The organism is Pseudooceanicola sp. (assembly GCF_041987405.1).
Taxonomy (GTDB): Bacteria; Pseudomonadota; Alphaproteobacteria; order Rhodobacterales; family Rhodobacteraceae; genus Pseudooceanicola.
Genome location: NZ_JBHIWR010000002.1, coordinates 196,051 through 219,945 on the forward strand (window position 1 = coordinate 196,051; position 23,895 = coordinate 219,945).

At 64.7% G+C, this 23,895-nt stretch carries 22 protein-coding genes; 14 read left to right on the forward strand and 8 right to left on the reverse strand.

What is annotated here, in order from left to right; all coding sequences use genetic code 11:
* Positions 1 to 20: 20 nt before the first annotated feature.
* A complete protein-coding gene (locus ACFC2Y_RS05710) occupies positions 21 to 1,109 on the reverse strand; it encodes a polyamine ABC transporter substrate-binding protein (protein WP_375174213.1) in 1,089 nt (362 codons plus the stop codon).
* A 134-nt stretch (positions 1,110 to 1,243) separates the two neighbouring features.
* Here ACFC2Y_RS05710 and ACFC2Y_RS05715 point away from each other — a divergent pair, with 134 nt between their 5' ends.
* The 9 genes from ACFC2Y_RS05715 to ACFC2Y_RS05755 all read left to right on the forward strand — a co-directional run bounded on the left by ACFC2Y_RS05715 (position 1,244) and on the right by ACFC2Y_RS05755 (position 9,884).
* Entirely contained in the window at positions 1,244 to 2,638 is a 1,395-nt protein-coding gene (locus tag ACFC2Y_RS05715; protein WP_375174212.1) for an aspartate aminotransferase family protein, read from the forward strand.
* Between the two features lie 28 nt (positions 2,639 to 2,666).
* Positions 2,667 to 3,206: a permease gene (locus tag ACFC2Y_RS05720; protein ID WP_375174211.1), complete on the forward strand. Its 540-nt coding sequence runs from the start codon at positions 2,667 to 2,669 to the stop codon at positions 3,204 to 3,206.
* Entirely contained in the window at positions 3,203 to 3,712 is a 510-nt protein-coding gene (locus ACFC2Y_RS05725) for a hypothetical protein (RefSeq protein ID WP_375174210.1), read from the forward strand. The genes ACFC2Y_RS05720 and ACFC2Y_RS05725 overlap by 4 nt, the downstream gene beginning before the upstream one ends.
* A 197-nt stretch (positions 3,713 to 3,909) precedes the next feature.
* Positions 3,910 to 4,926 carry a polyamine ABC transporter substrate-binding protein gene (locus tag ACFC2Y_RS05730; protein WP_375174209.1) on the forward strand — a complete coding sequence of 339 codons (1,017 nt, stop codon included), beginning with the start codon at positions 3,910 to 3,912 and terminating at the stop codon, positions 4,924 to 4,926.
* Positions 4,927 to 5,029: 103 nt separating this feature from the next.
* On the forward strand, positions 5,030 to 5,857 hold the full coding sequence (locus ACFC2Y_RS05735; protein ID WP_375174208.1) for an ABC transporter permease: 828 nt from the start codon (positions 5,030 to 5,032) through the stop codon (positions 5,855 to 5,857).
* Positions 5,857 to 6,639 (forward strand): ABC transporter permease, encoded by a 783-nt coding sequence (locus ACFC2Y_RS05740; protein WP_375174207.1) that lies wholly within the window; start codon positions 5,857 to 5,859, stop codon positions 6,637 to 6,639. Before ACFC2Y_RS05735 ends, ACFC2Y_RS05740 begins: the two co-directional genes overlap by 1 nt.
* Positions 6,640 to 6,641: 2 nt before the next feature.
* On the forward strand, positions 6,642 to 7,694 hold the full coding sequence (locus ACFC2Y_RS05745) for an ABC transporter ATP-binding protein (protein ID WP_375174206.1): 1,053 nt from the start codon (positions 6,642 to 6,644) through the stop codon (positions 7,692 to 7,694).
* Complete coding sequence (locus ACFC2Y_RS05750; RefSeq protein ID WP_375174205.1) at positions 7,673 to 8,995, forward strand: amidohydrolase family protein; 1,323 nt, start codon at positions 7,673 to 7,675, stop codon at positions 8,993 to 8,995. The genes ACFC2Y_RS05745 and ACFC2Y_RS05750 overlap by 22 nt, the downstream gene beginning before the upstream one ends.
* Position 8,996: 1 nt before the next feature.
* On the forward strand, positions 8,997 to 9,884 hold the full coding sequence (locus ACFC2Y_RS05755; RefSeq protein ID WP_375174204.1) for a nucleoside hydrolase: 888 nt from the start codon (positions 8,997 to 8,999) through the stop codon (positions 9,882 to 9,884).
* Here ACFC2Y_RS05755 and ACFC2Y_RS05760 read toward each other — a convergent pair.
* Complete coding sequence (locus ACFC2Y_RS05760) at positions 9,881 to 11,044, reverse strand: amidohydrolase (protein ID WP_375174203.1); 1,164 nt, start codon at positions 11,042 to 11,044, stop codon at positions 9,881 to 9,883. The genes ACFC2Y_RS05755 and ACFC2Y_RS05760 overlap by 4 nt on opposite strands.
* Positions 11,045 to 11,106: 62 nt before the next feature.
* On the opposite strand from ACFC2Y_RS05760, the gene ACFC2Y_RS05765 reads away from it, so the two are divergent.
* Together ACFC2Y_RS05765 and ACFC2Y_RS05770 are read left to right on the forward strand one after the other, a co-directional pair.
* Positions 11,107 to 11,748, forward strand: coding sequence for a phosphoribosyltransferase (locus tag ACFC2Y_RS05765; RefSeq protein ID WP_375174202.1), 642 nt, complete (start codon positions 11,107 to 11,109; stop codon positions 11,746 to 11,748).
* Positions 11,745 to 13,586, forward strand: a complete 1,842-nt coding sequence (locus ACFC2Y_RS05770) for an adenine deaminase C-terminal domain-containing protein (protein WP_375174201.1) — start codon at positions 11,745 to 11,747, stop codon at positions 13,584 to 13,586. The genes ACFC2Y_RS05765 and ACFC2Y_RS05770 overlap by 4 nt, the downstream gene beginning before the upstream one ends.
* Before the next feature lie 199 nt (positions 13,587 to 13,785).
* On the opposite strand, the gene ACFC2Y_RS05775 is transcribed toward ACFC2Y_RS05770, so the two are convergent.
* Positions 13,786 to 14,709 (reverse strand): DMT family transporter, encoded by a 924-nt coding sequence (locus tag ACFC2Y_RS05775; protein ID WP_375174200.1) that lies wholly within the window; start codon positions 14,707 to 14,709, stop codon positions 13,786 to 13,788.
* 136 nt (positions 14,710 to 14,845) lie between these two features.
* Here ACFC2Y_RS05775 and ACFC2Y_RS05780 point away from each other — a divergent pair, with 136 nt between their 5' ends.
* Positions 14,846 to 16,336, forward strand: a complete 1,491-nt coding sequence (locus ACFC2Y_RS05780) for a malonyl-CoA synthase (RefSeq protein WP_375174199.1) — start codon at positions 14,846 to 14,848, stop codon at positions 16,334 to 16,336.
* A gap of 262 nt (positions 16,337 to 16,598) precedes the next feature.
* Here ACFC2Y_RS05780 and radC read toward each other — a convergent pair whose 3' ends face one another.
* From radC to dnaK, 3 genes are all read right to left on the reverse strand, one after another.
* A complete protein-coding gene (gene radC / locus ACFC2Y_RS05785; protein WP_375174198.1) occupies positions 16,599 to 17,354 on the reverse strand; it encodes a DNA repair protein RadC in 756 nt (251 codons plus the stop codon).
* 134 nt (positions 17,355 to 17,488) lie between these two features.
* Positions 17,489 to 18,631 carry a molecular chaperone DnaJ gene (dnaJ, locus tag ACFC2Y_RS05790; protein WP_375174197.1) on the reverse strand — a complete coding sequence of 381 codons (1,143 nt, stop codon included), beginning with the start codon at positions 18,629 to 18,631 and terminating at the stop codon, positions 17,489 to 17,491.
* A 79-nt stretch (positions 18,632 to 18,710) separates the two neighbouring features.
* Positions 18,711 to 20,618, reverse strand: coding sequence for a molecular chaperone DnaK (gene dnaK / locus ACFC2Y_RS05795; protein ID WP_375174196.1), 1,908 nt, complete (start codon positions 20,616 to 20,618; stop codon positions 18,711 to 18,713).
* Between the two features lie 311 nt (positions 20,619 to 20,929).
* Here dnaK and ACFC2Y_RS05800 point away from each other — a divergent pair, with 311 nt between their 5' ends.
* A complete protein-coding gene (locus ACFC2Y_RS05800) occupies positions 20,930 to 21,538 on the forward strand; it encodes an alpha-ketoglutarate-dependent dioxygenase AlkB (protein ID WP_375174195.1) in 609 nt (202 codons plus the stop codon).
* Here the strand turns inward: ACFC2Y_RS05800 and ACFC2Y_RS05805 are convergent.
* Together ACFC2Y_RS05805 and ACFC2Y_RS05810 are read right to left on the reverse strand one after the other, a co-directional pair.
* A complete protein-coding gene (locus tag ACFC2Y_RS05805) occupies positions 21,535 to 22,140 on the reverse strand; it encodes an SH3 domain-containing protein (protein WP_375174194.1) in 606 nt (201 codons plus the stop codon). The genes ACFC2Y_RS05800 and ACFC2Y_RS05805 overlap by 4 nt on opposite strands.
* Positions 22,137 to 22,958: an ABC transporter permease gene (locus tag ACFC2Y_RS05810; protein WP_375174193.1), complete on the reverse strand. Its 822-nt coding sequence runs from the start codon at positions 22,956 to 22,958 to the stop codon at positions 22,137 to 22,139. Before ACFC2Y_RS05810 ends, ACFC2Y_RS05805 begins: the two co-directional genes overlap by 4 nt.
* Positions 22,959 to 23,089: 131 nt before the next feature.
* On the opposite strand from ACFC2Y_RS05810, the gene cysQ reads away from it, so the two are divergent.
* Positions 23,090 to 23,887 carry a 3'(2'),5'-bisphosphate nucleotidase CysQ gene (gene cysQ, locus ACFC2Y_RS05815; RefSeq protein WP_375174192.1) on the forward strand — a complete coding sequence of 266 codons (798 nt, stop codon included), beginning with the start codon at positions 23,090 to 23,092 and terminating at the stop codon, positions 23,885 to 23,887.
* Positions 23,888 to 23,895 lie beyond the last annotated feature (8 nt).

Sequence of the window (23,895 nt, forward strand, 5' to 3'; positions counted from 1 at the left end):
GCGCGGGCCGGTCTTGCGGATCAGGTACCGGATTTGATCTTGGTCCAGGTCCGGGTGAGGTTACGCTGATCCTTCACGTCAAAGGGCGTGACGGTGTAAAGATTGTCCAGCGTGGCCTCGTCCGGATAGATCGCCGTGTCGCCGATGACGTCTTCCACCAGGTACTCCTGCGAGGCCTTGTTGCCGTTCGCGTAGTAGACGTAGTTCGACGCGGCTGCCATGTTCTGCGCATCCATGATGAAGTTCAGGAACTTGTGCGCCCCCTCCGGGTTCGGCGCATCCACCGGGATCGCCATCTGGTCGAACCACATCAGCGCGCCTTCCGTCGGCACCTCGTAGGTCACCTCGACACCGTTGTCGGCCTCGGCCGCACGGTCGCGGGCCTGCAGGATGTCGCCGGACCAGCCGAAGGCGACACAGATGTCACCATTGGCCAGCGCATTGATGTATTCGGAGGAATGGAACTTCTGCACATAGGGCCGGATCGCCATCAGCACCTCTTCGGCCTTGGCCAGGGCTTCTTCGCTGTGGTCGTCCGGGCCGCCTTCCCAACCCGCATAGGTCAGCGCGGCGGGGATCATCTCCGTCGGGGCATCCAGCATGTGAATGCCGCAGGAGGATAGCTTCTCCGCATTGGCCGGATCAAAAATCAGCGACAGCGAATTCAGGGGCGCATCCTCGCCCAGAACTTCCTTCACCTTGTTGACGTTGGCGCCGATCCCGGTGGTGCCCCACATGTAGTTGATCGAATATTCGCCATTCGGGTCATAGACATCGGTCCGCTTCTGGATCACGTCCCAGAGGTTGTCGATGTTCGACAGCTTGGACTTGTCCAGCGGCTGGAACGACCCGGCCATGATCTGGCGCTGCAGGAATGTGCCGGTCGGCACCACGACGTCATAGCCCGACCCGCCGGCCAGCATCTTGGTTTCCAGCAACTCGTTGCTGTCAAAGACGTCGTAGATCAGATCGATCCCGGTTTCTTCCTCGAATTTCGCGAGGAGCTCCTCGTCGATATAGTCGGACCAGTTGTAGACCCGCACCTCTTCGGCGATGGCGCCGGAGGCGACAGTGAGGGCTGCGGTGAGTGCGATAAGTGTTTTAGACATTTGAGACTCCCTTGGACGTCATACAGGTAGCGTCCTCGGGGGATGATCCAATCAACAATTTCCGCATCTGGCAATATGGCGTTTTCCGGATTGCGGGCGTAGCGTCGCCTCAAACCGCGAAACGGGAGAATTTCATGCAGCAGATCACCAACCACCTGCCGACCGCCGAGCTTCAGGCCCTGGACGCAGCACATCACATGCATCCCTTCTCCACCCAGGACGATCTGGCCGAGTCGGGCGTGCGGGTCATCACTGCCGCCAAGGGCGTGATGCTGACCGACAGCGAGGGCGAGGAAATCCTGGATGCCATGGCCGGCCTGTGGTGCGTGAATGTCGGCTACGGGCGCGAGGAACTGGCCGAGGTCGCGGCGCGCCAGATACGCGAGCTCCCGTACTACAACACCTTCTTCAAGACCTCCCATACCCCGGTCATCGCCCTGTCGGCCAAACTGGCCCAGCTGGCGCCGGAGGGGCTGAACAAGGTTTTCTATTCCTCCTCGGGATCCGAGGCGAACGACACCAATCTGCGCATGGTCCGCACCTACTGGGCGGAAAAGGGCAAGCCCTCCAAGCAGATCATCATTTCCCGCTGGAACGCCTATCACGGCTCCTCCGTCGGGTCCGGCTCGCTTGGCGGAATGAAGGGGATCCACGCCCAGGGCGGCCTGCCGATCCCCGGCATCGAACATATCGACCAGCCCAACTGGTGGGCCGAAGGCGGCGACCTGTCGCCCGAGGAATTCGGCCTAGAACGCGCCCGCCAGCTGGAAGCCAAAATCGACGAGCTGGGCGAGGACAACGTCGCCGCCTTCATCGCGGAACCGGTTCAGGGGGCAGGCGGTGTCATCATCGCGCCCGAGACTTACTGGCCCGAGGTCATGCGCATCTGCCGCGAACGCGAGATCCTCTTCATCGCGGACGAGGTCATCTGCGGCTTCGGCCGCACCGGGAACTGGTTCGGCTCCCAGACGCTCGACCTGAAACCAGATATCGTGACCATCGCCAAGGGCCTCAGCTCCGGCTATCAGCCGATCGGCGGGTCCATCGTGTCGGATGAAGTCGCCGCAGTGATCGGAGCCACGGAATTCAACCACGGCTACACCTACTCCGGTCACCCGGTGGCCTGCGCCGTTGCCCTCGAAAATCTGCGCATCCTCGAAGAGGAGGGGATCGTCGACCGGGTGCGCGAGGACACCGGCCCCTATCTGAAAGAGAAGTTCGAGAGCCTGACAGACCACCCGATGGTCGGCGAGGCCAAGATCACCGGCATGATGGGCTCCCTTGCCCTGACGCCGGACAAGAGCGCGCGGGCGGCCTTCGCGGCGGAGGCCGGGACCATCGGCTACATGACCCGCGAACGCTGCTTCGCCAACAACCTCGTGATGCGCCATGTAGGGGACCGGATGATCATCTCTCCGCCCCTCGTGATCACCCGCGCCGAGATCGACCTGCTGATCGACCGCGCCTGGACCTCCCTAGATCAGGGCATGGCAGCGGCCAAGGAGGCGGGCCTCTGGCACAGCGCATGATTTTGGACGAGAGACCGGGCGCCCGCCCGTGAAAATCCCCAAGACCGATATCGTCTTTCTGCTGCTTGCCATCGTCACCGGGGGCATCGCCTATTCCCGGTTCGGAAGTGGCGCGGTGACCGAGTCGCTGGAACGGGCCGGTATCCTGTTCGTGCAGATCCTGCCGCAACTGGCCGCCGGCCTGCTGATCGGCGGCCTCGTCACACGACTGGTCAGCCGGGAAAAGGTCGCGCGCTGGCTCGGCGGCAGTTCCGGCATGACCGGGCTGCTTCTGGCCTCCCTCGCCGGATTGCTGACACCGGGCGGGCCCTTCACCTCCTTTCCCATGGTCTATGCCCTGTGGATCGCCGGGGCGGATGCGGGCGCGCTGATCGCCTTCATCTCCGCCTGGTCGCTTCTGGGCTTCAACCGGCTGATCGTCTGGGAACTGCCCCTGCTCGGCGTCGAATTCACCACGCTGCGCTACCTCGCCTGCCTGCCACTGCCGTTGGTCGCCGGGCTGATCGCCCGCTGGCTGGGCCGCTGGCCCCTGTTTCAGCTGAAGGACCCCGAGGAGGAGCAGAGGTGAACGGCCCGCTGATCTTCGTCTGGCTGGCGGTGATCGTCTTGGCCGTGCTGGTCTGGCGGCGCGAAGGCACACCGGGCCTGAAGGCCGGCGGACAGTCCGCCATGGGCATCGCCAAGACCCTGGTGCTGCGCCTGCCGCTGGCGCTGATCACCGCTTCCTTCCTGATCCACATCATCCCGGTGGAGGCCATGACCCGCCTGCTCGGCCCCGCCTCCGGCATGGCCGGGATCATCACCGCCTCGCTCGTCGGCGGGCTGCTGCCGGGCGGGCCGATGACCTCCTTTCCGATCGCCATCGTCTTTCTGCAAAGCGGGGCGGGCGCGCCACAGATGGTCGCCCTCGTGGCGGGTTGGTCGGTCTTTGCGCTGCACCGGATGCTGGCCTACGAAGCGCCGATCATGGGCTGGAAATTCATCGCCCTGCGCCTGGGGGCCAGCCTGATCCTGCCGGTCCTGGCCGGGATCTTCGCCGGCGGATTGGTCGCGCTAACCGGCCTCACCTACTGAGAAAACCGCCCACCAAAGGCCGCGCCGGTCCTGCCACCGCCCAATTCTTCAGCACCCGCCCGCGCTGACACAAACTTTCCGTCCCCACTGCGGCAACCACGCCCCTGCCTTGACAGGCGGGGGCCTCCCGGTTCCCACTGAACGCCTATGATCCGGTCGGGGACAACCGACTCACGCAGAAGGACAGGTCACGCGTCATGAAGAAATCACTCAAATTGTCCGCAATCGCCCTGTTGGCGACCACCGCCGCGGCCCGGGCCGAAACCCTGGTTGTCTCCTGGTGGGGCTACAACGGTGAAAAGCTCAACGCCAATATCATCGAACCCTTCAAGGAAAAATGCGGCTGCGACGTCATCTTCGAAACCGGCAACAACTCCGACCGTCTGGGCAAGCTGACCGCCCGCGGCGGCAAGGGTGTCGATGTCATCTTCCTGACCGACAGCTATAGCCAGGTCGGCATCGAGTCGGGCATCTTCCAGAAGATCGACCGTTCCAAACTGTCGAACATCGGCGAGCTTTACGAGATCGCCCAGGACCCGCAGGGCGGCTATGGTCCGGCTTATACGGTCGGCCGCATTGGCATCGTCTACGACAGCGCCAAGGTTGATCAGATCACCTCCTGGGGCGACCTCTGGCGCGAGGATCTGGCGGGCCAGATCTCGCTTCCCAACATCACCACGACCGCGGGCCCGATGTTCGTGGTTCAGGCCGGCAAACAGGCGGGCGTCGATGCTTACGAGGATGCCGACGCCACCTTCGCCAAGATCGAGGAAATCAAGCCGAACGTGGTCAAGAACTACAACACCGGCTCCGAAATGGTGAACCTCGCGTCTACCGGCGAAATCACCGTCACCATGACCCAGGACTTCACCCTGCGCTCGTTGAAAGAGGCGATCCCGACCATGACCTGGGCGGAGCTCGAAGATGGCGATATTGCAGTTCTGAACACGCTCAACATCCCCACGGGCGCCGAAAACGTCGAGCTGGCCTACCAATTCATCGACTTCGTCCTCTCCAAGGAAGTTCAGCAACTCGAAGCGGAACAGGGCGTGGACGCGCCGATCAACACGCGTGTCGAACTGACGCCGGAACAGGCTGCCAACTGGACCTACGGGCAGGAGGAGATCGACGCCCTCAACACCATGGACTATGCCAAGATGAACGCGGCCAAATCCGACTGGATCGACCGCTGGAACGAAATCTTCGGCATGTAATCAACGCGGGGCGCGCGGCCTTCCCGCGCGCCCATCCCGGCTTCATCTTTCCCCAAATACTCATCGGCCCGACAGCCGCCACCAAAGACCGGCACAAAGAATAATGTCCCCCCGCCTCCGCGCCTGGGCCCTGTCTGCCCCCGCTCTCCTGCTGGTCCTGCTCTTCCTGGGCCTGCCGGTCTTGTCGACCCTGGCCACCACCTTCGGCGATCCCAAGGGCCCGTTTGCGCAATATGCCGCCTTCTTCAACTCGCGCTTCCGGATGACCGTCCTGTGGCGCACGATGGAGGTCGCGGTGATCACGACCACCATTTCGCTCATCGTCGGCTTTCTCACCGCATGGGTTGTCGCCAAGGCCCCCTCGCGAATGAAATCGCTGCTGATCATCGCCGCGGTCTTCCCGCTGCTGACCGGCGTGGTCGTCCGCTCCTTCGCCTGGCTGATCATCCTGGGCAAGAACGGCATCCTGAACGACACGCTCATCTGGCTCGGCGTCATCGCCGAGCCCCTGTCGATGCTCTACACCCAGTTTTCCGTGACCATCGCCATGGTCTATCTCTTCGTGCCGCTGATGATACTGACCCTCGTCGGTGTCCTCGAAGGCATCCCGCAGGACCTGACGGAGGCCGCCGCGTCACTGGGCGCAACGCCCGCCGCTGCCTTCCGGCAGGTGATCCTGCCGATGGCCGTGCCGGGGCTGATCGTCGGCTCGGTTCTGGTCTTCACCGGCTCCTTCACCTCCTACGCCACGCCGCAGCTTCTGGGCGGGGAACGTCAGATGATGATGGGCACCTTCCTGTATCAGCGCGCCATGGTCACCTTCGACTGGGTCGGCGCCTCGACCATCGCCGCCGTGATGGTCGTCGTCACGCTGAGCACGGTCTTGGCGATGTCCAAACTCGCCCGCAAACTGAACCCGGTGGCCGGCTGATGAAGACGCATCCCCTCCTCATCGCCTTTGCGGTCCTGACCTTCGCCTTCCTGATCGGCCCGCTGGTGATCATCATCGGCACGTCGCTCTCCGAAACCTCCTTCCTGACCTTCCCGCCGCAGGGCCTGTCGCTGAAGTGGTATGAGAACATATTCGAGATCAGCGCCTTCCGCCGCACAATGGTCACCTCCTTCATCCTGGCCGTCGGGGGCACCGCCCTGTCGATGCTGATCGGCATTCCCGCCGCCTATGCCATGGCGCGCTACCGCTACGAACTCCCCGCGATCCTCGGCAATGTCTACGTCCTGCCGATCCTGATCCCCGAAATCGTCCTGGGCTTTTCGTTGATGAAATCCGTCGCGGTCGGCGCGGGCTTCCCGATCATGGCGGCCCTGCTGGTCGGCCACGCGCTGCTGGTCCTGCCCTATTGCGTGCGTGTTGTCGGTGCCTCGCTCAACGCCTTCGACTTCTCGATCGAGGAGGCCGCGGTCTCCCTCGGCTGCCCGCGGTGGAAGGCCTTCTTCACCGTGGTCCTGCCGAACGTGCGCGCGGGCATCATCGCGGGCTTCATCCTCGCCTTCATCACCTCGCTCAACGATGTCTCCATCTCCATCTTCCTAACCGGGCCGGGCATCTCCACCCTGCCGATCCAGCTTCTGGCCCATATGGAGCAGTTCTTCGACCCCACCATCGCCTCTGTCTCGGTGCTGCTGATGTTCGTGACCGTCGGCGTCATGGCCATCGTCGAACGCACCCTGGGCCTCACCTTCCTGACGAAATAGCCATGACAGTATCCCTCACCCTCTCGGGCATCACCGCCCATTACGGCACGACCAAGGTGCTCGAAGACCTCGACCTGCATGTCGGCGAGGGCGAGCTGGTCTCGCTCCTCGGCTCCTCCGGCTGCGGCAAGACGACGACGCTGCGGCTGGTGGCGGGCTTCCTCGAACCGACCACGGGGTCGATCCAGCTGGGCGACCGGGATCTCACCCGACTGCCCGCCCATGCCCGCAACATCGGGCTGGTGTTCCAGACCTACGCGCTCTTCCCCCACCTCACCGTGCGCGACAACGTGGCCTTCGGGCTGAAACAGCGCGGGCTGGGCGCGGCGGAGCGCCGCAAACGCGCCGATACGATGATCGACCGTGTCGGCCTGACCGACTTTGCCGACCGCCACCCCGCCAACCTCTCCGGCGGGCAGCGTCAGCGGGTCGCCCTGGCTCGTGCCCTCGTGATCGAACCGCCGCTCTTGATGTTCGACGAGCCGTTGTCAAACCTCGACGCCAAGCTGCGCGTCGACATGCGGGTCGAAATCCGCCGCTTGCAGAAGGCCAACGGCACCACCGCGCTCTATGTCACCCACGACCAGGAGGAGGCGTTCAGCATCTCCGACCGCGTCGCGATCATGAACGCGGGCCGGATCATGCAGCTCGACACGCCCGAGGTGCTTTATTCCCGCCCCGCCAACGCCTTCGTCGCGGATTTCGTCGGTTTCGAAAACATGATCCCCCTGCGCGCCGTGGCCGAGGCGGGCGATGCCGTCCGCGCCGAAATGCCGGGAGGCGCGATCCTGACCCTGCCGAAATCGCAGTTCACCGTCCCCGCCAGGGATTTCATCCTCGCCACCCGGCCCGAGGGTCTGCTGGTCGCGCCGGAGGGCGAGGGCATCCCCACAACTCTGGGGTTGCGCACCTACCTGGGCCGCGCCTACCAATACCAATGCGACACCCCCGCCGGAGAGGTGAAGGCCAACGGCCCCCTCGCCCAACCCTATGACAGCGGCAACCCCGCCGTCCTCATCCCACAGCCAGAACAATGCTGCCTCCTGAGCGCCTGATCCTCTACAACGCCCGCATCCTGACCATGGATGCCGACCTGACGGATTTCTCCGGCGGCTGGATCGAGATGGAGGGCGACAGGATCACCCGCCTCGGCATGGGCACCCCGCCCGAGGGGCCGCAGCAGGACATGGACGGTGATCTGATCATGCCCGGCATGGTCAACCCGCACTGCCACATGCCCATGACCCTTTTCCGGGGCCTTGGCGAAGACGTGGACGACCGCCTTTTCCGTTACATCCTGCCGCTGGAACGCGCGCTGATGACCGCCGAACTGGTGACCGTGGGCGCCACCCTCGCCGCGCTGGAGATGATCCGTGGCGGCGTGACCACCGTGGCGGACATGTATTATTTCGAGGACCACATCGGCGGCGTCCTGCATCGCGCGGGAATGCGTGGCGTGCTGGGCCAGACGCTGGCCAATTTCGACGCCCCCGACCACAAGAGCATGGACGAGGGCTTTGCCCTGCTCGACAAGCTCGCCGACCTCTGCGACGGCCACCCCCTGCTCACCGCCTCCGCCGCGCCGCATGCGCCCTATTCGACCGGGGTCGAGGTGATGGAGCGCATCGCCGCATGGTCCGACGCCCATCCCGACCTGCCCGTGCAGATGCACCTGGCGGAAACGAAGGCGGAACTCGACTGGGCCGCTGACCAGGGCGCGACGACCGTCGAACTCACCGACCGCGCGGGCCTGCTGACCGACCGCCTGATCGCCGCCCATGTCATGTACCCGACCGAGGAGGACATGGACCTGATCGCCGAGTCTGGCACCCATGTCGCCTATAACGCGCGCTCCAACGGCAAGGCCGGGCGCGGTGTTGCCCCGATCACGGCCCTGCGGGCCCGTGGTGTGCAGGTCGGCATAGCCACCGACGGCCCGATGTCCGGCAACACGCTCGACCTCTTCAGCCAGTTCGCTCCGGCGGTAATGTTCCAGAACATCGCCCAGGGCACCCGCAGCGCCCTTCCCTCAGTCGAGGTCATCAAGATGGCCACCATCGAGGGCGCCGCCACCCTGCGGATGGCGGACAAGATCGGCTCGCTCGAACCCGGCAAACAGGCCGACCTGATACGCGTCTCTCTCAAGGACCCGCGCCTGCACCCGATCTACGACATCTATTCGATGCTGGTCTATGCGACCATGCCGACGGATGTCATCTCCACCATGGTGGCCGGTAAATGGTTGATGCAGGACCGCCAGGTCCAGACAATCGACACGGAGAAGACCATGGCCGACTTCCTCCAGACCGCCCGCATGCTCAAGATCAACATGGCCAAACTCGACATGGGAGGCTGAGATGCCCGCCATCATCGACACCGACCCCGGCATCGACGACGCCATCGCCATCCTCTACGCCCTGCGCCACCCCGATCTCGACATCGCCGCCATGACGACCGTCGCCGGCAATATCGGCCTCTCGGTCACGACCGCCAACGCGCTGAAGATCGCCACCCTCGCCGACGTCCATGCCCCGGTGCACGCCGGGGCCCCCGCCCCCTTGGGCCGCGACCCGCGCCCGGAGCTTGGCATCCATGGCAACGACGGCCTTGGCGGTGTCACCTTCCCCGATCCGGCGACCCGCCCGGCCAGCGAGGATGCAGTGGGCTACCTGATTTCGATACTGAACCAGGCGGACCCTCAGACAATCGACCTCTTCTGCCTCGCCCCGCTGACCAATATCGCACAACTGATCACCCGCGCCCCCGACACCGCAAAACGCATCCGTCGCATCATCGCCATGGGCGGCGCCGTGGACGAACCCGGCAACATGGGGCGGGGCGAATTCAACCTCGCCCATGATCCGGAGGCCGCAGCCATCGTGCTGCACGCCGGTCTGGACCTGACCCTGATCCCGCTGGACGCCACCCGCCAGTTCCGCGCCGATGCCGCCTATCTCCACACCCTGCGCGCCACCGGCAAACCGCCCGCCGTGGCCTCCGCCGATCTGATCGACGCCTATTTCGTGCAGACGGAACATCAGGCGAAGGGCAGCGAAAGCCGCCCGCTGCATGACCCCTGCGTGCCGCTCTACGCCCTGCACCCCGACCTCTTCCGGATCGAGACCCGCCACCTGCAAGTGGACCACGACGGCGCGCTTATCGCAGGCCCGCACCCGATCCGCGTCGCCATGGGGGTCGATGCCGACGCCCTGCGCGCGCGCCTTTGCGAAGGTCTGGCGTGCTAGGCGAGTTCCTCCTCCACCACGGCGCGCCAGAAGGCGACGCCATAGGGAATGCAGGCATCGTTGAAATCGTAATTGGTGTTGTGATGCTGCCCGTTCTTCCGCGTCTCGCCCATGCCCAGCCAAACGTAGCAGCCGGGCACCCGTGTCCCGAACTCGGCAAAGTCATCCCCGGCGGTCGACGGCGGAAAGCTTTCGCGCAGCAGCGCCTCGCCCATACGCCCCCGTACGGCCTGCCGCGCCACGGCCACCGGCCCCGCCTCGTTGACCACCGGCGGGATGCGACGGCGAAAGGTATACTCCACCTCGATCCCATAACCAGCCGCGACGCCCCGCGCATGACGGCCGATCGCCTCCTCCAGCTGGTCGCGTACTGTCATGGAATAGGCCCGCGCCGTGCCGCCAACGCGCACCACCTCCGGGATCACGTTCAGCGCGTCGAACGACCCGGCCTCCAGCGCACAGGCCGAGACGACCGCCGGCTCCAGCGGATCGACCTCCCGCGCGACGATGCCATGGACCTGCGCCAGAAAAACCCCCGCCGCTGTCACCGCATCGCGGCCCTGATGCGGCTTCGCCCCATGCGACCCGATCCCGTAAAACGTGACCTCCCAACTGTCGGAACTGGCCAGTTGCGGCCCCTCCACCGCCGCGACGACGCCCAGTTCCAGCCCCGGCATATTGTGCAGCCCATAGGCCGCATCCACGGGGAACCGGTCAAAGAATCCGTCCGCCACCATGGCCGCACCCCCGCCGCGCCCCTCCTCGGCGGGCTGAAAGACGAAATGCACCGTGCCGGAGAACGCGCCGTCGCGCGCCAGCACCTCCGCCGCGCCCAGCAGCATGGTGGTGTGCCCGTCATGCCCGCAGGCATGCATCTTCCCCGGCACGGTCGAGGCATAGGGCAGACCCGTCTCCTCCGGCATCGCCAGCGCATCCATATCCGCCCGCAGCATCACCGCCCGGTTCCCCGATCCGCGCCGCAGCGTGCCAACGACACCGGTGCCACCCAGCCCCCGCGTCACCTCGATCCCCGCCGCGGCCAGCCGGTCGGCCACGATCCCGGCCGTGCGCTTCTCCTCGAACCCCAACTCGGGATGGGCATGCAGGTCGCGGCGCAGGGCGGTCAGATCGGCCAGTGTTTCAGGGGTCATCTCGGTCATTCGGGCACCTCTTTTTCCTGCAACGCTACGCCCCACAGCCCCGAAGACAAGGCCCCCCGCGCATGAGAACCGATGTCTGGCAACAGCTTCACACCGATCTGACCCCCGGCGTGCAACAGGACCAGGAAACCTACGCGGTGCCCTTCGGCGCGCATCAATTGCTCCTGCCGATCCGGCAGCTGGCCGACGGGCGCCGCGTCGCCTCCCTCATCGTCAACCAGGCCAGCTTTGCCGTGCTCGATGCACTGGCCGATGCGCTGACCGAGAAGCTAAGGCCCTTCAAACCCGACATCATCATCGGCATCCCAACCCTCGGTCTGACGCTCGCCGAGGCCGTGGCCCGCCGCCTGGGACATCCGCGCATGGTGCCCCTCGGGACTTCGCGCAAGTTCTGGTACGACGACGCCCTCTCCGTCGATCTGAAATCCATCACCACACCGGGCGGCGGCAAGCGGCTCTACGTCGATCCCCGGATGCTCCCCCTGCTGAACAGAGCCCGTGTCGCCGTGGTTGACGACGTGCTCTCCACCGGGGCCTCCATCGCCTCCACCCTGCGCCTGCTTTCGCTGATCGAGGTTGAGCCGGTCGCCATCGGCGCCGCCATGCTGCAGGGCGAGGGCTGGCGCGACAGAACCGGCGACACCCCCGTCGAAGGCGCCTTTGCCACCCCGATCCTCACCAAGACCGCCGAGGGCTGGACATGACCGACCTGACCGCCGCCACCGAAACAGCGATCCGCCAGACCCTGATCGACGTCGCCCTCGGCCGGACCCCCGCCGACACGCTGCTGCGGCTCGACCGCCTGCTCGACACCAACACCGGCCTCTGGCGCGACAACATCGAGGTCGCCATCCACGGCACCCGCATCGCCTATGTCGGCCCGCAGGGCAGCTACCCCGGCAAGGCGCGCGAAACGGTCTCTAAGCCAGGTCTGTCCGCCGTCCCCGGACTGGGCGAAGTGCACAAGCATATCGAAAGCTCGCACGTCACCCCGGAGTACGAGGCCGCCCTCGTCATCCCCCATGGCAACACCTGGACCTGCGAGGCCAGCCACGAACTGTCCAACGTCCTGCCCGACCGCACGCTGGAGTTCTGGCTGCCCCCCGGACGCGCCGGATCACCGCTGAAGATCTTCCCCCTGCCCGGCTCCGCCGTGCCGCCGACCGCCTGGGAACATGGGGCGCATCTGGACGGCAGCGACCAGACCCGTTTCCTGCGCGAAAGCCTGATGACCACCGGACTGGACGAGGTCATGGACTGGCCCGCCGTCCGCGACCGCGACAACCCTGCCCATAACCGCCTCTGGTCGATGATCGAGGCCACCTACGAGGCCCGCGCCGTTGTCGAAGGCCATGCCGCCGGGATCCGCGACCTGCCCAATATCAACGCCTTCGCCGCCTTCGCCGCCTCCGATCACGAGGCCTGGACGGCGGAGGAGGCCTTTGACAAGCTGCAATCCGGCCTCTTCCTCGAAATCCGCATCCATACCGGGGCGGAGATCATCAAGGGCCTGATCGACCGGGGCCTGACCGACTGGTCCCAGGTTGCACTGGCCACCGACGACCGCCCCGCGCAGGAAGTCCTCGCCACCGGCGCGACCGACCGCAATGTTCGCATGGCGATAGAGGCGGGCCTGCCCCCGGAAACCGCGATCCAACTGGCCACGATCAACCCGGCGCGCCACATGCGGCTGAGCCAATGGGTCGGCTCCGTCACACCCGGGCGTTTTGCCGATATCGTCCTGTTGTCCGATATCGAAACCTTCGAAATCGCGGAGGTCTGGGCCAATGGTCAGCACGCCGCGACCGGCGAGACGTACCTGTTGGACATCCCCCGGATCGACTGGCCCGACTGGGCGCGTCAGACCGTCAATATCGGCCGCCCCCTGGCCGCTGCGGACTTCGCCATTCCCGCCGCCGAGGGTCGCGAGACCATGACCGCCGCCCTGTTGCGTCCCTTCCACTGGACCGACGATTTCCTCACCGCCGACCTGCCCGTCCTGGACGGAACGGTGCAGCGCGACCCGGGGCGCAATATCACCAAGTTCTCCATTGTCGACCGCTTCTCCGGCCAGGCCGCCGTGTCGAAAATGTTCTGGCTCGGCTGCGGCCCGCGCGATCCCGAGACCGCGCTCTGCTGCTCCATGGCGCATGACAAGCACAACATCTGGTGCGTCGGCTCCTCCGACGCTGCCATGGCGCTGGCCGTCAACACCTGCGCAGAGATGCAGGGGGGGTGGGTCCTCGTCCATGGCGGGGAAGTCGTGGCCACCGTCCCCTACGAGATCGCCGGTCTGATGACCGCCCGCCCGGCGCAGGACCTGGCCGCCGATATGCAGGCCCTCTATGACGCGGGGGCGCGGATTGACTGGATGTATGAACCCAGCTTCCACCCCCGCTGGTCCGAAGGCTTCCCCGAGCGCCTGGCCTTTGCCACGCTGACCTGTTCGCCCTGGCGCTGGAACCTCGTCGCCCCGTCGGACCACGCGCCGCAGGGGCTGGTACAGGTGCAGACGGGGGAGGTGCATCCGGTGGTGTGGTGAGGGGCCAGAGGCTGCCGCGCCACACCACCCTACGCGCAATTTGGACGGCGCTTTTTATGTGTCCCGCCCGGCGGCAACGCCGGGCAGCGCCCGACCCGCCCCCAGGGCGGGCGCTTCGCTTCCCACCCGCGGGTCAGGCGCTGCCCTTAGTACTCGGAATGGAATGACCGGACTCAGTTGGGGCAGGGGGTTGGCTGCCCTACCCCCCCGGCAGTTTCGCCTGACGCGCCTTTTCCCGCTGTATCCCCAACTGCCGCTCCCGCAGGATGATTATGATCCCCGCCAAGATGATCAGGCTCGCACCAAAGAGCATCTGCCCGGTCGGCACCTCGGCAAAGATGAAATAACCGATCACGATGGCGAAGAGCATCGAGGCATAGTCGAAGGGCGCCACCAGACTGGCATCTGCAAACCGGTAGCTGGACGTCAGGAAGATCTGCCCGATCCCCCCGATAACACCCGTGATCACCAACGCAACAAATTGCATCGGCGTGGGCATGACCCAGCCAAAGGGCAGCGTCAGCAACGCCATCCCCGTCGAGGTGCAGCTGAACCAGAAGACGATCGCCGATACCTCCTCCGTCTGCACCATCTTGCGGATGAAGATCTGCGCCAGCGCCCCGCAGACAGCGCCCAGCAGGACGATGACCGCCCCGACGGCCTCCATCGTGCGCACCGTGTCGCCTTCCAGCGCCGTCACCCGTGGGGCCAGCACGATCAAGACACCTATCAAACCCAGGGCCACCGCCCCCAGACGGAACACCCCGACGCGTTCATCCAGGAACATCGCCGCGAAGATCACCACTAGCAGCGGCATCGCATAGGTCAGCGCCGTGACCTCCGGCAGCGGCAGGAAGGCCAGACCTGCGAACATCGACCCCATGGCGCAGGTCCCGATAAAACCGCGCCAGACATGGGCCATCGGTCGCGCCACCTTCAGCCCGGTGCGCAGATCCCCGCGCATGGCCAGCCAGCCGATGATGATCGGCAGGGCAAAGAGCGAGCGGAAAAAGACCGACTCCCCGGCGGGAACGTCCGTGGACACCCATTTCACCAGGGATTGCATGGTGATGAAGCACATCACGGCGATCAGTTTATATGCGATACCGCGTAGGGGTTGCATGGCGCCTCATGTCCAGATTGCCACGACACTGTCCCCGCGACGGGCCAAGGTCAATCGCGACTGCGGCCTTGCATTCCAGCACCCGGGGCGCATTTATGCCCCGAGTATGCCCGCGACCACGGGGAGGGAGATCGAGATGTACCAGGACAACCACCTTTGCAGCCTGCTGGCCCGCCATGCGGTGCTGACCCCGGACCACATCTTTGCCTACCGTCCCGGCCTGCCGGACGTCACCTATCGCGCGCTTTTCGACGGTGCCGAACGCACCGCCAGCGCCCTCGTCGCCCAGGGTCTGCAACCCGGTGATCGCGTCGCCGTTCAGGTCGACAAGTCGATCGAGGCGATCCAGCTCTATATCGGCACTGTCCTGGCCGGGGGCATCTTCCTGCCGCTCAACACCGCCTATACCGCGTCGGAGATCGGCTACTTCCTGGGCGACGCCACACCACGGATCGTGGTCTGCGCCCCGGATCGGCAGGCGGAAATCGCCCCGCTCAGCCCCGCCACCTGCCTGACGCTGGCGGGTGATGGCAGCGGCACGCTGACCGATGCCCTGCCCGCCGAGCCCGGGTTCGACCCGGTGCCGCGAGGCGAAGATGATCTGGCCGCGATCCTTTACACCTCCGGCACGACCGGGCGGTCCAAGGGGGCGATGCTGTCGCACGCCAACCTCGCGTCCAATTCGGATGTTCTTCGCAGCTACTGGCGCTTCACCCGCGAGGACGTGCTGATCCACGCCCTGCCGATCTTTCACACCCACGGGCTTTTCGTGGCCACCAACGTCGCGCTCTTCTCCGGTGCCTCCACGATCTTCCTGCCCAGGTTCGACCCCGATGCCATACTGGAGGCCATGCCGCGCGCGACCGCGATGATGGGCGTACCGACATTCTACACCCGCCTGCTGCAGGATGCGCGCCTGACGCCGGAGCGGGCCGCCAACATGCGCCTCTTCATCTCCGGCTCCGCGCCGATGCTGGTGGACACGCATGAGAAATGGCTGGAGCGCACGGGCCACCGCGTTCTGGAACGCTACGGCATGACCGAAACCAACATGTCCACCTCCAACCCCTATGACGGGGAACGGCGGATGGGCACGGTCGGCTTCCCCCTGCCCGGGGTGGAACTGCGGATCATGGAGAACGGCGAAGAGGTGCCAGATGGCGAGATCGGCGTGATCGAAGTGCGCGGCCCGAATGTCTTTCAGGGTTACTGGCAGATGCCTGAGAAGACGGCGGAAGAGCTGAAGGAAGACGGCTGGTTCATCACCGGCGACCTCGCCACACGCGACGCCGACGGCTACGTCACCATCGTCGGCCGCGCCAAGGATCTAATCATCTCCGGCGGGTTCAACGTCTATCCCAAGGAAATCGAGGAGATCATCGACGACCTGCCCGGCGTGGTGGAAAGCGCGGTGATCGGTGTCCCTCACCCGGATTTCGGAGAGGGCGTGGTCGCCGTTGTCGTCGGCGACACCACGGCCGAAGCGATTGCGACCGCCCTGTCCGAGACGCTGGCCAAGTTCAAACAGCCGAAGACGATCTTCATTGTCGACGAACTGCCGCGCAACACCATGGGCAAGGTCCAGAAAAAGGCGCTGAGGGAGGCGCACGCGAAGCTGTTCGGGTAGCCCGACGCTCTCATCATCGGGTTGGCCATGTCAGCCGGCCTCTTGGGATGGGGTTCACTCCACCCCAGCCATTTTCTTTCGCGTGACTATTGATGGGATCCGGTCCTTGCCGAGGGCAGCGCCGACCCGCGGGGGAGCGCATAAGCGCCGCCCCAAGGGGGGCGGGTCGGCGCTGCCCGGCGGTGCCGCCGGGCGGAACATATGATCAGTATCCCACCCAAAAATGGTGGGTTTGGTCCGGGATTCACCCAGCCCCCAGCCCTCACAGATACCCCTCGGCCCGGAAGCTGAACTCGCACCCCTTCCCGACCACAAGATGGTCATGCACCGTCACGCCCATAACCCCCGCGGCCTCGACAATCTGGCGCGTCATCTCCACATCCGCCTGCGACGGGGTCGGATCACCCGACGGATGGTTGTGCACCAGGATGAGCGCCGAGGCATTCAGCTCCAGCGTCCGCTTCACCACCTCGCGCGGATAGACCGGGACGTGATCCACCGTGCCCTTCGCCTGCGCCTCATCCGCGACCAGCGCATTCTTGCGGTCTAGGAAGAGGATGCGAAACTGCTCCGTCTCGCGATGCGCCATGGCGGTGCGGCAATAGTCCAGCAATGCCTGCCAGGAGGACAGCACCGTCCTGCCAATCACCCGATCCCGCAGCATCCGCTGCGCCGCCGCCTCGATCAGCTTCAGCTCCGCCACCAGCGAGGGGCCGACGCCCGTCACCTTGCGCAACTCCGCCTCCGGGGCGGTGATCACGCCGTTGAACGATCCGAACCGTTCCATCAAGGCGCGGCCAACGGGTTTCATGTCGCGCCGCGCATTGGCGCGGAAAAGGACCATCTCCAGCAGTTCGTAATCCGGCATCGCCTCCGCCCCGCCGGTGAGAAACCGGTCCCGCAGCCGGGCGCGATGATCGGCGATGTAGGAGGGGGCCTTTGCCGCCTTGACCGGCGTCGCGCCGCCCGTCGCGAACAACGGCAAGGGCGGTTCGTTGAGGGAGTTCTGGCGGGACATGCCACCAGACTGCAGTTAGAGAGGTTAAAGCCGGGTTAACCTGCAAAACGCGTCCCGGCCCTGCGCCGGGACCCCGAGGTCGTTCGCATAAAGCGCGAGGCCTCGGCGCAGGGCCGGGGCACGCAATTGAAGGGTCAGCCCTTCATCGAATCCCAGAAGCCACGGACGGATTTGAGGAAATCCTTGTTCTCCGGGCTGTTCTCCGACGACAGCTCCTCGAACTCGCGCAGCAGTTCCTTCTGCCGCGCGGTCAGGTTCACCGGCGTTTCCACCGCCAGTTCGATCATCATGTCCCCGGCACCGCCACCGCGCAGCGCGGGCATGCCTTTGCCGCGAAGACGCATCTGCCGACCCGATTGCGACCCCTCGGGGATCTTCACCCGGGAGCGGCCGCCGTCGATCGTTGGCACCTCGATATCCCCGCCCATGGCGGCGGTCGTCATCGACACCGGCACGCGGCAGTAGAGGTTTGGCCCGTCACGCTCGAAGATCTTGTGCGGCTCCACCTCGATAAAGATGTAGAGATCGCCCGCGGGCCCGCCGCGCATCCCGGCCTCGCCCTCTCCGCCAAGGCGGATGCGGGTGCCGGTTTCGACACCTGCCGGGATATTCACCGACAACGACCGGTCACGTTCGACACGCCCCATGCCGCCACAGGCCTTGCAGGGATTCTTGATGATCTGGCCCGCGCCGGAGCAGGTCGGGCAGGTCCGTTCGACAGTGAAGAAACCCTGCTGCGCCCGCACCTTGCCCATACCGGAACAGGTCGGACAGGTCGCCGGTTCGGACCCGCCTTCGGCGCCGGAGCCATTGCACTCGCCGCAGGCGACCGAGGTCGGGACCTGGATCGTCTTCTGCAGACCCTCATGCGCCTCTTCGAGCGTCACGCGCAGATTGTAGCGCAGGTCGGAGCCGCGCGTCGCACGCCGACGGCCACCGCCGCCCCCGCGCTGCCCCATGAAATCGCCGAAGAGATCGTCGAAGACATCCGAGAAGGCAGACGCGAAGTCGCCCTGCTGCCCGCCACGCGGACCGCCGCCGCCCATCCCGCCCTCAAAGGCCGCATGGCCAAAGCGGTCATAGGCCGCCTTACGCTCCGGGTCTTTCAGGCAGTCGTAGGCTTCATTGGCTTCCTTGAACTGCTCCTCGGCATTCGGATTGTCCGAATTCCGGTCGGGGTGCAGTTCCTTCGCCTTCTTGCGATAGGCCTTCTTGATCTCGTCCTCGCTGGCGCCCTTGGCGACCCCGAGGACCTCGTAATAGTCACGTTTTGCCATATGGGTGGTCTCCCCTCAGGAACGTGTAGGGCCGGCCCGCCCGGAGGTGGACCGGCCCCAGAGGTTCCCGCATGCGCAGTTACGCACGCTTGTTGTCATCCAGATCCTCGAAATCGGCGTCGACGATATCGTCGTCATCCGAAGGACCATCCGCAGGCGTCGGCTCATCATCGCCGTCGTCCTGGCTCGCCTTGTAGATCGCCTCGCCCAGTTTCATGGCCGCTTCGGTCACGTTCTGGATACCCGATTTGATCTTGTCGGCATCGTCCTTCTCAAGCTCGTCCTTGAGGGCGGCAATGGCCAGTTCGATCGCTTCGATGGTCGACGGATCCACCTTGTCCGAATGCTCTTCCATCGACTTCTCGGTCGAGTGGATGAGGCTCTCGGCCTGGTTCTTCGCCTCGACAAGCTCGCGGCGGCCTTTGTCGGCCTCTGCGTTCTCTTCGGCGTCCTTGACCATCTTCTCGATGTCCTCGTCGGACAGACCGCCGGAGGCCTGGATCGTGATCTTCTGTTCCTTGTTCGTCCCCTTGTCCTTGGCGGAGACGGACACGATGCCGTTGGCGTCGATGTCGAAGGTCACTTCGATCTGCGGCAGACCGCGCGGGGCCGGCGGGATGTCTTCGAGGTTGAACTGACCGAGCATCTTGTTGTCGGCCGCCATCTCCCGCTCACCCTGGAAGACCCGGATGGTCACGGCGTTCTGGTTGTCCTCGGCGGTCGAGAAGACCTGGGACTTCTTGGTCGGGATCGTCGTGTTGCGGTCGATCAGGCGGGTGAAGACACCCCCGAGCGTTTCGATACCAAGCGACAGCGGGGTCACGTCCAGAAGGACCACGTCCTTCACGTCACCCTGCAGAACACCGGCCTGGATGGCGGCGCCAAGCGCAACCACTTCGTCCGGGTTCACACCCTTGTGCGGCTCTTTCCCGAAGAACTTGGTCACCTCTTCGATGACCTTCGGCATCCGGGTCATACCGCCGACCAGAACCACCTCGTCAATGTCGGAGGTCGACAGCCCGGCGTCTTTCAGCGCGGCCTGGCACGGCTTCATCGAGGATTTGATCAGGTCACCGACCAGGCTTTCCAACTTGGCACGGGTCAGCTTCATCACCATGTGCAGCGGCTGGCCGTTGGAGCCCATGGAGATGAACGGCTGGTTGATCTCGGTCGACTGGGAGGACGACAGTTCGATCTTCGCCTTCTCCGCCGCTTCCTTGAGACGCTGCAGCGCCATCTTGTCCTGAGTCAGGTCGACCTGGTGCTCTTTCTTGAACTCGTCCGCCAGGTAGTTGACGATCCGCATGTCGAAGTCTTCACCACCAAGGAACGTGTCACCGTTGGTGGATTTCACTTCGAAGAGACCATCGTCGATTTCAAGGATCGTGACGTCGAACGTACCGCCACCAAGGTCATAGACCGCGATGGTGTGGCTTTCCTGCTTGTCGAGACCATAGGCCAGCGCGGCGGCCGTCGGTTCGTTGATGATCCGCAGAACCTCGAGGCCCGCGATCTTGCCGGCATCCTTGGTGGCCTGACGCTGTGCGTCGTTGAAGTACGCAGGCACCGTGATGACGGCCTGGGTCACTTCCTCACCGAGATAGGATTCAGCGGTTTCCTTCATCTTGCCGAGGATGAAGGCGGAAATCTGGGAGGGAGAGTACTTCTCGCCCTTGGCTTCCACCCATGCGTCACCGTTGCCGCCGTCGATCACGTTGAACGGCAGGTTCTTCTTGTCCTTGGCCAGATCGCTGTCGTCGGAGCGGCGACCGATCAGGCGTTTGACGCCGAAGATGGTGTTGGTGGAGTTGGTAACGGCCTGCCGCTTGGCAGACTGGCCGACAAGGCGTTCCTCGTCGGTGAAGGCAACGATCGACGGAGTCGTCCGCGCCCCTTCGGAGTTTTCGATGACCTTGGGCTGCGAGCCGTCCATGATGGCGACGCAGGAGTTGGTGGTGCCAAGGTCGATACCGATCACTTTGGACATGTTTTCAATCCCTTTCACTTAAGGCGATACTGTCGTTGACGGACCCGGGAACGGCATCCGCCACCGTCTGAGGGACGGCGGCCAGCAACCTGTCCGCCGCGCTTCTCGGGGTATATAGGTAGGGGTCGGAAGGGCTGCAAGCGGCCTATTACCCGCTAATCCGTAAAAATCGCGACGTGAGTACACCAAACAACAGCCAAAGCGGGTTTTTATCCGCTTTTTCGGCAGCAAACCGGATCTGGCTCCTCTTTCGGATAGGCCGGTCGGCGTGATATCGACGGCCCGGATCAGTTGACGAAAGCCTGCGCCCCATGCCTGCACCGACCCTCCGCCTGCGCGGTTTCGACATCCACAAGGGGTACCTCTCCGCCACCGACCAGCAGGCGTTGGTCGAGGCCCTGCGCGGCGTGCTGAAGGCCGCGCCGCTGTTCTCGCCGACGACGCGCTTTGGCAAGAAGATGTCGGTTCGCATGACCTCTGCGGGGAAATACGGTTGGTACTCCGACGGGCGCGGCTATCGGTATGAACCCCGCCACCCGAACGGCACACCCTGGCCCCCGATCCCGGAGGAGGTGCTGGCAATCTGGCGCGATGTGACCGGCCATGACCGGCAGCCCGATTGCTGCCTGATCAACTTCTACGGCGAAGGTGCGCGGATGGGGATGCACCAGGACCGGGACGAGGCGGATTTCACCTGGCCCGTCCTGTCGGTTTCCCTCGGTGACGACGGCCTCTTCCGCATCGGCAATGAGGAACGCGGCGGCAAGACCGAGTCGATCTGGCTGGAGTCGGGCGATGTCGTGCTGATGGGCGGCGAGGCGCGGCTGACCCACCACGGGGTGGACCGCATCCGCTTCGGCTCCTCCCGGCTGATGCCGAAGGGCGGCCGGATTAACCTGACCTGCAGGGTCGTGGATTAGGGCGCGGTCAGGCTGCAGCAACCGGTGACCAACCGCGAAGCCCGCCCGGACGTCAGGATCATCTCGATCGTCAGGCCCGCGATCCGGTCGGACATGCCATCGGAACAAAGCTCACGCCGGATCACCGCCTGCGCCGTCCCGCCATCGTTCGACAGTGTCATCCCGTAGGGTTCCAGCCGACCCAGGGCAGGCGCGCTCCATGTCTCGTCGAACAGCAGGTCCGCCTGATCCACCGCCGAATAGAGCCAGCCAGCCCCCTCCCTGCGCAGGGCCCAGAACGGTTCCGCCCCAAAACAGGCGCGGATCGCCGGAAACCCCTCCTGACCGGGCTGCCGCTCAAGATACGCCAGCGAAACCCAACCCCTCTGCTCGCCCGCGTTGATCTGCGCCCACGTCCTGTCGTCATTGGTTTCCGCGACCTCGATCCCGGTCTGATCCGGCGCAAGCGTCCCGATAATCCGCGACCCCGCATCCGGCTTTTCCCGCACGTTCAGCACGTCATCCGCAGCCACCCGCGCCACGTCATAGAGCGCCGGATAGGGAGAGGACTGTGCCAGCGCCAAACCCGGCAGGAGGAGAAGCAGAGCGAGGACCAGTCTCATTGTTTTGCATTCCAGCTGAGCGAGGCGTGGCGCCGCGTGAAGAATTCGCCCATCAGGCCCAGCATGACGAAGCCGATCCCGATGAACAGCGGATATTCGAGCGAGGAATTGTGCGGCGTGTAATTGAGGAAGACATACCCCCGGCACTGATCAATGGCATGGAACAGCGGGTTCCAGTCGAACATGTTGACCATATAGGCGGGCAACATGTTGGCCACGAACATCTTGCCCGAGGCGATCATGTTGGCGCGCTGGTAAACCTGGGTAAAAATCCCCACGAACTGCGGCGCCCAGGGCTTCGCGGCCAGCAGGACCAGCCCGATCGCCAGCCCCGTAAACCAGGCCAGCATCAGCGTTCCGAAGGCATAGACCGGCTGGTCGATGGTGATCGGCGTCACCGTCACATCGTAGATGAACAGGATCAGCACCAGGGTCAGCACCTGGATATACAGGGTCGACAGCGCCGCCGCGCCGATCGAGACGGCGGTATTCATCGGCGCGTGTTTCATCATGGCCGAGGTCGAGTTTTCCGCCCCCGCCACCGCCCCGAGCGTTTTCACATGCGTCATGAAGAGGAACACGCCCGACATGATGTAGAGCAGGAAATCGCCCCGGATCGTATTGCCGCGCAGCCCGAGGATTTCGAACATGATGTAGAAGGTCATCACGAAGACCACCGCCTGGATCATGTTGATCGCGATGGAGGCCAGCGCATTGCGGTGCGTTTTCCGGATCGAATGGACAGAGGCGTGATAGATCAGCTCGGCAATGCCGACGGCCGATGACAGGCGCGACCGATGAACCCTCTGCTCAAACATTCCGATGCCTTCGTGACGATTGCCCGAGAATTGCAGGGAATTCTTGCCGATCCCTCTCCGCTTCAGCATAACGGGCCGCGACAGATATGGCAATTCGGACAAACCGGGCCCGACCCGGCAGGAGCAGCGATTTGGACTACGCGAAACTGGAAACCGTCATGCGGCGGCTGGCCCTCGAAGCGGGCGACAAGATCATGGAGATCTACAACTCCGACGACTTCGAGGTAAAATCGAAATCGGATCAGAGCCCCGTGACCGAGGCCGACGAAGCCGCCGACGCCCTGATCTCCGCCGGTCTGCGCGATGCCTTCCCGGGCGTGACCCTGATCACCGAGGAACAGGCCGCCACCCACAGCGAAAAGGCCAAGAGCTTCCTGATCGTCGATCCGCTGGACGGCACCAAGGAATTCGTGAACCGCCGGGGCGACTTCACCGTCAACATTGCCTGGGTGGAAAACGGCGTGCCCCTGCGCGGCGTGGTCTATGCGCCGGCCAAGGAGCGCATGTTCTTCACCCGCGCCGACGGCTCCTCCGTCGAGGAGGCCGCGCCCTTTGACAAGGAGACGGTCGGCACCCTGACCCCGATCACGGTCTCGCAGGCGGACAACGCCGCCCTGATGGTCGTCGCCTCCAAATCGCACCGCGACCAGGCCACGGACGATTACATCAACCAATACGCCACCAAGGACATGAAAAGCGCCGGTTCCTCGCTCAAGTTCTGCCTGATCGCCACCGGCGAGGCCGACCTCTACCCCCGTCTGGGCCGCACCATGGAATGGGACACGGCGGCGGGTCATGCGGTTGTCACCGGCGCGGGCGGCAAGGTGCTCAACTTCGAGACGCTGGAACCGCTGGCCTATGGCAAGCCCGATTATGCCAACCCCTTCTTCATCGTCTGCTCGCCCACGGTCGAGCTGAAGAAGGGCTGATCGGGGCG